The organism is Flavobacterium aurantiibacter (genome assembly GCF_002251775.1).
Lineage (GTDB): Bacteria > Bacteroidota > Bacteroidia > Flavobacteriales > Flavobacteriaceae > Flavobacterium > Flavobacterium aurantiibacter.
This window is the reverse complement of the sequence record NZ_NOXX01000207.1, coordinates 1-13,166: the sequence shown is the minus strand read 5'-3', so window position 1 is coordinate 13,166 and position 13,166 is coordinate 1. Positions and strand designations below refer to the sequence as shown.

11 protein-coding genes are annotated in these 13,166 nt (G+C 40.6%); 4 read left to right on the top strand and 7 right to left on the bottom strand.

The genetic code is table 11. The annotated features are described in order from the left end of the window. Nucleotides 1-8 precede the first annotated feature (8 nt). Nucleotides 9-2,981: a SusC/RagA family TonB-linked outer membrane protein gene (locus tag CHX27_RS10640; protein WP_094486764.1), complete on the bottom strand. Its 2,973-nt coding sequence runs from the start codon at nt 2,979-2,981 to the stop codon at nt 9-11. A 135-nt stretch (nt 2,982-3,116) separates the two neighbouring features. Next, a complete protein-coding gene (locus tag CHX27_RS10635) occupies nt 3,117-5,009 on the bottom strand; it encodes a S8 family serine peptidase (RefSeq protein WP_094486763.1) in 1,893 nt (630 codons plus the stop codon). A 60-nt stretch (nt 5,010-5,069) separates the two neighbouring features. Between CHX27_RS10635 and CHX27_RS10630 the strand changes: the two genes are divergently transcribed. Further along, on the top strand, nt 5,070-5,675 hold the full coding sequence (locus CHX27_RS10630) for a ribonuclease HII (RefSeq protein WP_094486762.1): 606 nt from the start codon (nt 5,070-5,072) through the stop codon (nt 5,673-5,675). Here the strand turns inward: CHX27_RS10630 and lipB are convergent. Beyond that, on the bottom strand, nt 5,665-6,378 hold the full coding sequence (lipB, locus tag CHX27_RS10625; RefSeq protein ID WP_094486761.1) for a lipoyl(octanoyl) transferase LipB: 714 nt from the start codon (nt 6,376-6,378) through the stop codon (nt 5,665-5,667). The two genes, CHX27_RS10630 and lipB, sit on opposite strands and share 11 nt — an antisense overlap. A gap of 478 nt (nt 6,379-6,856) precedes the next feature. Here lipB and lysS point away from each other — a divergent pair, with 478 nt between their 5' ends. From lysS to CHX27_RS10610, 3 genes are read left to right on the top strand one after another with little or no spacing between them, the layout of a single operon-like run. Then, the gene (lysS, locus tag CHX27_RS10620) at nt 6,857-8,569 is read left to right on the top strand and encodes a lysine--tRNA ligase (protein ID WP_094486760.1); all 1,713 of its coding nucleotides are present in this window, start codon (nt 6,857-6,859) and stop codon (nt 8,567-8,569) included. A 49-nt stretch (nt 8,570-8,618) separates the two neighbouring features. After that, nucleotides 8,619-9,080: a hypothetical protein gene (locus CHX27_RS10615; protein ID WP_133063457.1), complete on the top strand. Its 462-nt coding sequence runs from the start codon at nt 8,619-8,621 to the stop codon at nt 9,078-9,080. A gap of 52 nt (nt 9,081-9,132) precedes the next feature. Next, nucleotides 9,133-9,495, top strand: coding sequence for a hypothetical protein (locus CHX27_RS10610; protein ID WP_094486758.1), 363 nt, complete (start codon nt 9,133-9,135; stop codon nt 9,493-9,495). A 59-nt stretch (nt 9,496-9,554) separates the two neighbouring features. On the opposite strand, the gene hemL is transcribed toward CHX27_RS10610, so the two are convergent. The 4 genes from hemL to CHX27_RS15725 form a co-directional block, all read right to left on the bottom strand. Further along, nucleotides 9,555-10,841, bottom strand: a complete 1,287-nt coding sequence (hemL, locus tag CHX27_RS10605) for a glutamate-1-semialdehyde 2,1-aminomutase (RefSeq protein ID WP_094486757.1) — start codon at nt 10,839-10,841, stop codon at nt 9,555-9,557. Beyond that, nucleotides 10,841-11,698, bottom strand: coding sequence for a glucosaminidase domain-containing protein (locus CHX27_RS10600; RefSeq protein ID WP_094486756.1), 858 nt, complete (start codon nt 11,696-11,698; stop codon nt 10,841-10,843). The genes hemL and CHX27_RS10600 overlap by 1 nt, the downstream gene beginning before the upstream one ends. Further along, nucleotides 11,695-12,594: a 1-aminocyclopropane-1-carboxylate deaminase/D-cysteine desulfhydrase gene (locus tag CHX27_RS10595; protein ID WP_094486755.1), complete on the bottom strand. Its 900-nt coding sequence runs from the start codon at nt 12,592-12,594 to the stop codon at nt 11,695-11,697. Before CHX27_RS10595 ends, CHX27_RS10600 begins: the two co-directional genes overlap by 4 nt. A gap of 357 nt (nt 12,595-12,951) precedes the next feature. Continuing rightward, on the bottom strand, nt 12,952-13,166 hold a 215-nt coding region (locus CHX27_RS15725; RefSeq protein WP_207758958.1), incomplete at its 5' end, for a hypothetical protein.

The following is a 13,166-nucleotide window of genomic DNA, read 5'->3' as shown; positions in this document are numbered from 1 at the left end:
TACAATTTTTAAAATTTAACGTCTACTCCAAAAGTGTAGATACGAGGTGTAGGATATTCGTACCCCGCAATATTGTTATCATCTTCTGGATCAAATCCAGAGAATTTAGTCCATGTTGCAAGATTCTGACCTTGAGCGTATATTCTTACAGACGAAATGTATTTTAAACTCTTGATGGCCTTATCTGGCAGGTTGTACGCTATAGTGATATTTCTTAATCTCAAAAAGGAAGCGTCTTCAATGTCTTTCGATGAAAACTCTCTGTTGTATCTAAAACTTTGAACTTCGGTTATGTCACCCGGATTTTGCCACATTGTAAGCATAAGAGTGGACATATTAAATTGCGCAAAATTAGGATTCTCTTGGAAAAAGGTCTGATTGTTATAACGCATATAATCTGCGGCGAAAGTAAATAATGAAGAGAACTCTAAGCCTTTATAATTCAATTTGTGACCAAAACCTCCTGAGTAAGGTGGTTCGTAAGTACCCCAATTCGCAGTACTATTATCTTCTGTAAACTGTGTTGTAACGTTACCATTTAAATCGTAATATAGCGGCTGTCCATTGGCAGGATTAACTCCAGCCCAACCCACAGCAAAGTGCGAACCGAACGGTAAACCCTCACGGATAATAGCAGTACCTTGAACGAATTCACTTACCTGACCTAAATCTTCTATCGTATTTTTGTTGTAATTAAAATTACCATACAAGCTGAAGCTCAAATCATTAGTCTTAACAAGAATTCCCTCTAATTGAATATCAACTCCCTTATTACTCATTTTTCCAGCATTTTCATCAAATTGCGGCTTACCACTTTCGAAAGGTGGAGTTTGAGAAATGAACAGATTATCAGTATAGTTATCATAATATTCAACAGTACCAAATAGACGGTTCTTTAACAAACTATAATCCACACCAATATTTCGCTTTACGCCCGATTCCCACTTAAGTGCAGGGTTTCCAAATGTTAGAGGGGCGATTCCCGGATTACCTCCGTAACCACCAGTTCCCCATGTACCTTCTTCTTGAAAGTTACCTATACCATTCTGGTTCCCAGAGCTACCATAACTCGCTCTTACTATAAGAGATTGAAAAAGCTTATCTGAGCCATCTAAATTCTCGTTAATAAAATTATAGTTTAAACCAACAGCATAAAACGTTGCCCACTTGTTAGCATCAGCGAATCTGTTTGATGCATCGCGACGCAAAGAAAGTTCAGCGTTAAATCGCTCGCCATAACCGTATTTACCAACCATGAAATAAGAGAGAATACCGCTTTCGGATTCAGCACCACCTACCTCGGCAAATAATCCATTAGCCGCTGAACCTTGCGTTATCCCCTCAGGATAACCAACAAGTTTGGGATTAATTCCGTATCCAAAGAACTGACCTGAACGAGCGTGAGTCTTCAACCATTCAAAATAACCAGAAATATCAACACTGTGCTTTTCTGCAAATGTATTGGAGTAGTTCAACTTGAAAGTGTTATTAAAACGTGCTATATAACTATTGGTTTCACCATAGAAACCCTCATTACCCGGCTGTGTCGTCGAACCATAAAACGAATTAGGATCCGATCCTCTAATCAGTTGATCATATGAATAATCTATACCCAAGTCGAAACGGGCAGTGAAATTTTTTGCAAACTTTCGCTCTGCGTACAAAGAACCTACTAACTTAAGCTGATTATTGTAACGTAAATTACGAACTAAGTTTTCATAGGCATTGGCACCAATAAAACCATTACCTGTTGCAAAATCTCCATTGGCATCATACAAACTATCGTAAGGACTACCTAAATAGGCAGCTGCATAGGGGTTCTGCAATGTAATTGAGTTTTCACTATCTATCAAATCTTGTTTAGTAAAACCAATAGATAATGTTGACCCCATTGTCGTGTTCTCATCCGCTTTGTGATCGAGATTACTTCTAAACGTAAAACGTTGCAAGTTTGATCGAATAGCAACACCATCTTGCTCAAAATAACCTAACGAATTAAAGAATCTTGTGTTTTCAGAACCTCCACGAATTTGTAATTCATGAGACTGTGTAAATCCAGTTCTAAAGAAAACATCTCTCCAATTTGTGTTAACTTTTGACGCCTCTGCTATTTCAGCATCTGTCATTGGACCTCCATTTGCGCCACCAGTGGCACCTCGACCATTAGAGACTAAACGCTGAAAATTTAAAAGTTGGCTTGAATTCATCATATTGAAACGTGCACGACTAACCTCGGTAATACCTGACTGTCCGCGATAAGTGTACTGAGTAGGCGAATTATATTTACCTTTTTTCGAGGTAATTACAATAACACCAGCAGAAGAACGAGAACCGTAAATAGCCGTTGCAGCAGCATCTTTAAGAACGTTAACGTTCTCAAAATCATTAGGATTTAACGCTGCATAGTCATTTGCAGTAATAGGAACACCATCGAGGATGTAGAGTGGGTCATTGTTTCCCGTAATCGATGAATTTCCACGAATACGAACTTTCGCAGCTGATCCTGGTTGTCCAGAACCTGACACAACAGTCAAACCAGCAACTTGACCTTGCAGCATTTGATCAAAAGATGTAAATGCATTGTTTTCTAGCTGCTTAGCACTAACCGTGCTAACCGAACTAACCACATCGCTTCTCTTTTGACCAGCGTTGTAACTGTTGGTAATAACAACCTCAGTTAATTTGTTTACATCTTCTTCCAATGAAACATTAATGACATTGCTTGCTCCTACAACAATTGACTTTGTTTTCATCGAGAGAAAACTAAACTCAATAGTTGCACCAACGGGAGCTTTAAGAGAATACTTACCGTCTAAGTCTGTTGAAGTCCCGACAGTAGTACCTTTAACAGTAACGCTTGCTCCAGGCAAAGGCAATCCAGCGTTACTTACGACACCTGTAATCGTCTTTTCTTGAGCGAACGATACATTTAGCATTAGCGTTAAAATTAACGCTAGAAACCAAGTAAACTTCGATTTCATATTATTTTTGTTAAAATTAGTTATTGGCAAAAATCTTAAATTAAACTTAATAAAACAAATAATTATTATTAAAAGGTTTTAGAAATGTTACGATTTAACTATGATTTTGCCAGAAATCTACATTTTTATCAATTACTATTTTATTACAAGCTTCTTAACAACACTCAAGCCATTATATTGAGTAGCAACAAAGTAAATACCTGATGAAAGCGCCGATACATCTAAACGAATAAGATCTCCGCTTTGATTTAATTTCTTGAAATTATTTACTTTTCGTCCTATTGCGTCTGTAATTGTGATGTCACAATCAGCATTATCAATATTTTCAAGATATAAGCTTACCTCGCTCGTTGCCGGATTAGGGAACAGCTGCACTTTACTCTGTGAAAGTTCTGGAGTTGAAAGCGGCACATTGATTCCGTTTACAATCAGAGAATATTCTTGAGCGTTTGAAAACAAAGATCCCTTGTGACTAACTGTAATTTGATAGAAGCCTGCGGTAGGCTCTAAAATTTCAATGGTTTCAACGTTGTCCACAGCATTGTCTTGTTTTAGTGCCTCGCCTTGAATAAAATTCAAATCGAGTACCCATGGAAAGTAAGTTTGATCATCCTTTGTAATACGAACGTCCAAATCGTTCACTAAAACAGGAGTTGAACTGTCTTCAACGGAGTTTGCAATTGAACCAGCGGGATCTGTCCAAGCTAAAGTAAGCTTTAGTGGTTCATTACCATCGGAAAATATTGTTTTGCTATAAGTGGCGTTTTCTTGTAGCACATTCTCTTCAATTAAGCTAGAAGATTCTACATTCGAAATTATCTCAGCACCTCGCTCAGCATTCATCAGTCCCCAACCAAATCTACAATCAGGTCCTGGATAATCCCCTGCTTCATCTGCACTATTTATCATGATTCCTCGCAGAGTTGCCGATTTCATGAACGTATTGTTTTCATTGAAGTAATGCTGCTGCAGCAATAACAAACCTGCAGCGATACCAGGCGCAGCCATAGACGTTCCTTGATTTGAATAAAAAGAACTATTGGATGCTGAGCCAGTCGAGAATACACTTACTCCTTTGGAACTGATATCTGGCTTTATCCTACCATCATCTGTCGGACCCCAACTACTAAATGTACTCATAACAACCGATTCTGGCCCATTGTAATTATTAACTGTACCCACGGCAGCAACTACCACTGCATTTTTACTGTTTTTGTTACCGACTAACAAGTCGTAACCTGCTTCATCATCATCAGGCGTACCTCTATCATTCCCTGCTGAGATTACGGGTTGATAGTATTTATAACTATACATAAATTGGTCCCATGCACGAGACTCACCTATATATTTCCCGCGAACACTTTTTACTACGTTCTCAACAGGAATTCCGTAGCTATGATTGGACACAAGTAAGCCATCGGAAGCTTGGCTTACAACTTCTGATTCGTCGTTGGCAAACGTATTTGCCCAAAGTGTTGCCTGATATGCAAGGCCTCTTGCAGATGCACTCCCAACACCGCTAGCAATCATGGTTCCTGCAACGTGCGTTCCATGATTAGAACCTTCGTTACTATTCACGAAGTTTTCACCATCCATTGTAATCACTCGATCAACCAGCGCAACATGCGACGTACGAATTGGACCGCCGTCCCAGATACCTGCGACCATTTCCTGACCATTTAGATCTAATCCAGCTACTCCACCCGTATTGATTCTGTTTACCCGAATTGTTCTAGCTGCACCAGCGTTGTGAGTTGCATAATAAATGGGTCTTCCCTCTTCTACATACATCAACTCTCGATAAGATGAATCTTGGGCAACGTAAGTAATTGGCCAATTATTGAGTTCTGCTAATCGGATTGCCTCGGCTTTTCTAGCAAAATATCTTTCCGAAAGCTCATTTGCTAGTTCTTTTGCTGCACGAACATCATAACTTTTACTTATATCCTTTCTCTGCTCTGCAGTTTGAGAAAAACCGTGAAAAACAACAAAGCAAGATAAAATCTTAAAAATTGTATTATATTTCATTGATTAATTTTTTTTCAAAATTATATATTTAATTTTCGAATTTTGTTAAAAAACGCTTATATGTGTTTAAAAACTCGTTATTCACAGTACGATTTTGAAGCAGGTACCGATGAAGCAGGTAGAGGCTGTCTAGCTGGACCAGTTACTGCGGCTGCTGTCATACTCCCAAGAGATTACTTTAACAATCAACTTAATGATTCTAAAAAACTATCCGCCAAAAAGAGACATGTACTAAGAAATGAAATTGAAAACAATGCTATCTCCTTTGGAGTTTCATTTATTGACAACTATGAAATCGACCTTTTAAACATCGCAAATGCTTCAATTCTATGTATGCAAGATGCACTCGATAAGCTAAAGGTTGCGCCTGATTTTGTTATTATTGACGGAAACTATTTTAAACCGTATAGAAATATTCCTTACCAAACGATTGTAAAAGGAGATGCAAAATTTTTAAGCATTGCTGCAGCTTCCATACTTGCAAAAACTTATCGCGACGAATTCATGAATCAAATTGCAGATAAATATCCAAAATACGGCTGGCAAAAAAATATGGGATATCCTACGTTACAGCATAGGCAAGCGATTCGAGAGTTTGGAGCTACTGAGTATCATCGAAAGTCGTTCCGCTTACTCCCCGACCCAGAACTTCCGCTTAACTGGTAACGATTTCCGCTTCGAAATACTGCTGGAAAAATTTCAAAAACAAAGCTTTTACTTCTTCTATAGGAACTTGAGTAACTCCTAGTTCGTTTTGCAAAGAGGTAACACCTTTACCTCTAATTCCGCAAGGAATGATGTGATCGAAATAACCTACATCGACATTTACGTTCAAGGCAAAACCGTGCATGGTAACCCAACGCGATGCTCGAACTCCCATGGCACAGATTTTCCGCGCAAATTTCGTGTCGGGATCGAGCCATACGCCTGTTTCACCCGATGATCGTTGTCCTTTTAAACCGTAATGTCCAACAACAGCAATTACTGCCTCTTCCAACAAACGCAAGTACTTGTGAATATCTGTGAAGAAATTCTCCAAATCTAAAATCGGATAACCAACCAGCTGCCCCGGACCGTGATAGGTAATATCGCCTCCCCGATTAATCTTATAAAATGTAGCTCCAATTCGAGTTAACTGCTCTTCTGACAATAGTAAATTTTCAAAATCGCCACTTTTGCCCAAGGTGTAGACATGCGGATGTTCCACAAATAGCAACTGATTTTTCGTTGGCTCATAGACTCCTGAACGATTTGCTAATTTTTGCGATACAATTTGCTGAAAAATCTGCTCCTGTAAATCCCATGTTTCCTTGTAATCTTTCGAACCTAAATCGGTTACTAGAACTTTTTTGTTTTGGAGTACTTGCATGCTGCAAAGTTACGAATCCTAATTCATTCTGTTTTTGATGATGATGTTTTTGAAAAAGCAACTACTTTTCTATTGAATTTTAACACTTGTAATATTGCAATATTACCTCGTATAAAATACTGATTTAAAATATTTTAAAACTTAAAAACCCAAAATAAAAAAATAACTTTCTAACAATTTTTACAATACGCCTCCTAGCAACGATTGCCGCGGCCGTGATGGTAGTGGAAATAAAGCCGCAACCGTGCCGTGTGCGGGCGTTTTGAGACCAGCGACCAAAGGAAGCTGACTCGAAAAACAGCCCAAACCGGTACGGCAAGGCGGTATTGCAACGAACAGCGCGAAAAGCCGCCCTGATAAAACAGACAATCCAATTGAAAATAAATTAATTACCCCAAAAAATTTACCACTCAATTTATCCGTGCTTTGGGTTTTGCAGCCGCGAGCTTAAAAGCTATCTTTGCAAAAAATTTATTCCATGCTTTCAGAACAGGAAATACTTCGCAGAGAAGCACTACAAGAACTTAAAAAGCTAAATATCGATCCGTTTCCAGCGGCGGCCTTTCACACCAACGCTTACGCGGAAGAAATTCTCAATAACTACGACGCCCTGGCGGGGAAAGAAGTAACCATTGCCGGTCGTTTGATGGGTAAACGCATCATGGGGAAGGCATCGTTTGCAGAACTTAAAGATGCGACAGGACGTATTCAAGTATACATTTCTCGAGATGATATTTCGACCGATGAAGCCGCTACTGCCTATAACGTAGTCTTTAAACGCTTACTGGATTTAGGAGATTTCATTGGAATAAAAGGAACTGTTTTTAAAACGCAGGTAGGTGAGATTTCGGTACATGCTACTGAGCTGACCGTTCTTTCAAAAGCACTTCGCCCGTTGCCCGTAGTTAAAACCGACGCCGATGGAAAAGTACACGATGCCTTTAGCGATGCCGAATTGCGTTACCGCAGAAGATATGTTGATTTAACCGTAAACGATCACGTTAAAGAAACCTTCATAAAGCGCACAAAACTTTTTAATGCAATGCGCAGTTTCTTTAACGAAAAAGGATATTTGGAAGTAGAAACTCCTATTTTACAACCTATCCCAGGTGGCGCTGCCGCAAGACCGTTTATTACGCACCACAATGCACTTGATGTTCCGCTGTATATGCGTATTGCAAACGAGTTGTACTTAAAGCGACTCATTGTAGGCGGTTTTGAAGGAGTTTACGAATTTTCGAAGAATTTCCGTAACGAAGGAATGGATCGTACACACAATCCGGAGTTTACCGCTATGGAAATTTACGTAGCCTACAAAGACTACAACTGGATGATGTCGTTTACCGAAAAATTACTCGAACATTGTGCGATTGCGGTAAACGGAACTACAAAAACGACTTTCAACGGTACGGATGTCGATTTTAAGGCGCCGTACCCGCGAATTAGCATGCGCGATGCCATTTTGAAATTTACTCAATTTGATATTTCTGGAAAATCGGAGCAAGAATTATACGAGGCTGCCAAAAATATGGGTATTGAAGTGGATGGCACCATGGGGAAAGGAAAACTGATTGACGAAATTTTTGGCGCGTTTTGCGAAGGGAATTTTATTCAACCTACATTTATTACGGATTATCCGATAGAAATGTCGCCGCTGTGCAAGAAACACCGCGAAAATCCGGAGTTGACGGAGCGTTTTGAGTTGATGGTTTGTGGAAAAGAAATTGCCAATGCCTATTCGGAGTTAAACGACCCGATTGATCAGCGTGAGCGCTTTGAAGAGCAATTGCGTTTGGCTGAAAAAGGAGATGTGGAAGCAACACAATTTATCGACGAAGATTTTCTACGAGCTTTGGAATACGGCATGCCACCTACTTCAGGTTTGGGAATAGGCATGGATCGACTAATCATGTTCTTAACCGACAATACTTCGATTCAGGAAGTGCTTTTCTTTCCACAGATGCGACCGGAAAAGCAGAAAAAAACTGTTGAATTGCACGCTGAAGAGCAGCATCTTTTGGACTTGCTGCAACAAGCGGAAGGCAAGTTACTTATTTCTGAATTGAAAGGAAAAGCGCAATTGTCTGGCAAAAAATGGGATCAGTACACTAAGAATTTAACGAAGTTAGGCTTAATTGGCGTAGTTAGTGAAGGAGAAGAGAAATTCTTTGAATTAAAAGCCGAACATTAAACCTTTTGAAAATTAAATTGTCATAGACATATATTTAATTAATAAGCATATGAAGAAACTATTGATGATTGCGATTGTACTTACGCGTTTCGTAGGCTTCGCTCAAGAGAAAGAAGTTAAAACCCGCAAAGCGCCGCTAACGCCCGAGCAACGCACCGAATTACGTGTTAAGGAATTAACATTGCAGCTCGAATTAACCGCTGCGCAGCAAAAGGAGATCAAGCAAGTATTTTTAGAAGCAGAAAAGAAAAGAGAAGCGGCTCGCGAAGAACTGATTGCCAAGAGAAAATCTGGTGTAAAGCCAACCGAGCAAGATCGTTTCGACATGAAGAACAAAATCCTTGACGAAAAAATTGCGTTGCGCGACCAAATGAAAAAAATACTCAAGGCAGAGCAATTCGCCAAGTGGGAAGCATCGCGCGACAAAAGAGCGGATAAAATCGAAAAAAAACTAGCAGATCGACGTAGAGGCAAAAATTTAGAACCTACACTAAATGAACCACAAGATTAATTGTATTTGAAAAATTTTCTTTAGATTTGACTTTACAATAAATTTAAAAGTTATGAAAAATTTTCTAGTAGTTGGAATATTGTTTTTTTCCTTGGTTAGTTTTGCTCAAAAAACCACTCAAGCTACTCTCACCTCTCCGCAAACAACTAAAAGTGCCGGAATCGACGTGAAAAAAGTGGAAAGCAACTTAGAGGAATTAAGTACGGTTCTCACGCTAACTGAACAACAGAGAGAATCGTTTAAAGAGTTATTTACCACAAAATACCGTCTTCTAAATGAAGCAACAGGTGGTAGCGAAGAACGCAAAGAAATAATTTATCAAACTATTGCTAGAAAAATAGAGGCATCAATTCCTGCAGATCAATTTGAAAAATTGAAAGCAAACAAAGAAGTTTTTCACAATATAACCCATTAAGAAAAAGGCGGTCGATTGACCGCCTTTTTTGTTTCATATCCCCATAAAACAGCTTCCAGTTACATCTCTGCCGCGACTTTCTTAGCGGCTCTAATCGTAAAATCTAAATCTTCGTAAGTTAAAGCATCGGTTAAAAACCAACTTTCGTAAGCCGAAGGTGCAATGTAAACGCCTTCCTGAAGCATGCCGTGAAAGAACTTTTTGAACCACTCGTTGTCGCCGAGCTTTGCAGTGGCAAAATCAACAACACTTTCCTTGGCGAAGTGAATTGAAATCATCGATCCAACCCGATTTATCGTAAACGGAATCGCAGTTTCTGAAAATGCCACACGCAAACCGTTTTCTAAATACGCACATTTCTCCTCGAGCCTTTTAAACAGCTCGGCATCGGAATTAATTGCACGTAGCATCGTTAGTCCGGCAATCATAGCCAACGGATTTCCAGACAATGTTCCGGCTTGATACACAGGTCCAACTGGCGCTAAAAAATCCATGATTTCCCGACGAGCTGCAAATGCACCTACGGGCAAACCGCCGCCAATTACTTTTCCAAAACAACAAATATCGGCTGTTATACCATATAACTCTTGTACGCCTCCTTTAGCTAATCGAAAGCCCGTCATTACCTCATCGAAAATCAACAGCGTATTATTCTCCGAGCAGATGTCGCGCAAAAACTGTAAAAATCCTGCTGCAGGAGGAATGCAACCCATATTACCCGCTACCGGCTCCACAATTAGTGCGGCAATTTCATGCGGATTGGCCGCAAACAACTCGCGAACACTAGCTTCATTGTTGTATGTTGCCAATAGCGTATCTTGTGCTGTTCCAACGGTTACACCCGGACTATTTGGCATACCAAACGTACTGGCACCACTGCCGGCTTGAATTAAAAACGAATCGGAATGACCGTGATAACAGCCCGCAAATTTTATAATCTTGTTTCTCGAAGTAAAACCGCGCGCCAAACGAATAGCACTCATACAAGCCTCAGTTCCGGAATTTACAAACCGAATTTTATCGATGCCTGGAACCATTTCAATGGCTAGTTTCGCGATTTCAGTTTCAATTTCCGTAGGCATTCCAAACGAAGTTCCCGATTTTGCTTTTTCAATCACAGCTTCCACTACGGGCTCGTAGGCATGTCCTAAGATCATTGGTCCCCACGAGTTAATATAATCAATCAATCGGTTGCCATCTTCATCATACAGATAAGCGCCTTTTGCCGATTTAACAAAAATCGGATGTCCGCCAACCGCTTTAAATGCTCGTACCGGAGAGTTTACACCTCCCGGAATATACTGTTGCGCTTCAATAAATAAAGCACTACTCCTTTTGTATTCCATTATTTGATTTTAATTTTTTGTCCGACAGCAATCGCATTGTCTGCCAAATTATTTTTTGATTTTAATTCTTCAACACTTAGTCCGAACCGCTTTGAAATCGAATACAACGTATCGCCTTTTTGCACTTCGTAATAATTGCTGTTGCTGTAGGCAATCGATTCGCTAGATGCCTGCTTCGGAATGTAATTTTTACCCAAAACAGCCGCATCGTATTGTGCCAACTCGTAACGCTCTATATACGAAATTAACTTCTCCGGGTATTTCGGATCGGTGGCATAACCTGCATTCTTTAAACCGCGTGCCCAAGCTTCGTAATCGTTTTTTTCTAATTGAAATAACGAAGCATAGCGTTGTCTTCCTGTTAGGAAAACGGCATGATCCCGATACGATTCGCTGGCATCGTTGTATTTTCTGAAGCACTCCTGTTCGCTGTCGTCGTCGTGACGAACACTCTCGCCGGTCCAATCTTTATGACATTTAATTCCGAAATGATTGTTGGCTTCAACCGCCAGCCGACCTCTACCCGCTCCCGACTCTAAAATTCCTTGAGCCAAGATTATACTCGCCGGAATTCCGTAAGTACGCATGTTCGACATGGCAACGTCTTTGAAATCGTTCACATACGACTGCACTACTTCGGTATATACCACAGTATTTGATGTCGATACAATGGTTTCTGTTTTTTTCGGGTTATTTGATTTCGTGGTTTGCGTTTGGTTTGCAGAATTCTGGGCAACCGGTTTTGTTTTCACGGTTTTAATCTTCGGTTCCGTTTTAGTGGTTCGCACTAAATTTTGTTTCGATTTGCAGCTGGTTGCTAAAAATAAAACAGCTACTAAAGCCAGTAAATACTTCATAATTCAGTTTGTATTTCTAAGAGTTCATTTGCTTTCAAACGTGCATTCATACCAGAAATTGCTTGCAATCCGCCGGTGTGAATGGCTAAAATTTTTGCCCCGTTTTTAAAAAATCCGTTTTGTACTAAATCGCCTAAACCGAACATCATTTTTCCGGTGTAAATCGGATCAAGTAAAAAACCGTTTTGTTTGTAAAAATCGTTGATAAAGTGCACTAATTCAGGCGGACATTTCGCGTAACCGCCGCAATGATACTGCTCAAAAAGTCGGTATCGCTTTGCATCGGCAAAAGTAAAAAAATCGCTGTCAGTTAGTGCGCCTTTCAAAGCAGAAAAAACGAGTAATTGTTGTTGTGGAAACAAGGCATGCGACAAACCGGCCGCCGTGATTCCGGTTCCGAGCGATACCGCAATGAAGTCGAATTTCGAGTCGGATTCCGATAAAATTTCCCGACAGCCTTGCACACCCCATTCGTTGGCACCGCCTTCGGGAATGATAAAATCGGTGGAAGCAATTTTAAACGGCAATTGCTTTTTGGAATAAATCTCGCGCGACACAAACTGCAGCTGCATGCCACAACTTTCGGCAAAGCGTAGAGTAGCGTTGCGCTCTTGAAATTCGAGCTCTTCGCCACGAATGATTCCAACCGACTCAAAACCAGCATTATTACACGCATACGCACAAGCAGCAATATGGTTTGAAAACGCACCACCAAAGGTTACAATACGCTTTGCACCCATTTTTGAGGCGGCTTCTAAATTGTATTTTAGTTTAAAAAACTTATTGCCAGAAACCACCGGATGCCACAAATCGAGTCGCTTCATCGAAACCGAAACGCGATCGCATCCCGGTAAAAAAACACGCTGATTTTTTATTTGTGTCGGTAAAATTGTCATTACCGCAAAGATAATTGCCTAAGCAGGAACAACTGTTTGCATTTTGGTAATTTTTTGGGCGGCATTTCGCGCGTTTCACTACCNGTCGCTTCATCGAAACCGAAACGCGATCGCATCCCGGTAAAAAAACACGCTGATTTTTTATTTGTGTCGGTAAAATTGTCATTACCGCAAAGATAATTGCCTAAGCAGGAACAACTGTTTGCATTTTGGTAATTTTTTGGGCGGCATTTCGCGCGTTTCACTACCTCCCGATAGCTATCGGGACGCGCCAAAAACGCTGCTTTTGTAGTTGCTTGGCGTGGCTTCTAGCGTCGCCCGCTCGCTGCCACAAAAGCCGGCGTTTTTGGCTGTGGGCTATTCGTTGCACTCGCGGCCGCGGCGGAAGTGCTCGAGGAAAAACGATTCACCAGACACCCTCACCCCCGCACAAGGGATGGCAACGAAAATACGAGCTTTTTGGCGCGATTGAAGCCCGAATTTGGTTGGCGACCAGCGGAAGCCCAACCAAATACGTAGGCTGAAACAGCGCCAAAACGCGCGTATTGCAGTGAACAGCCCGACCTGCCGCT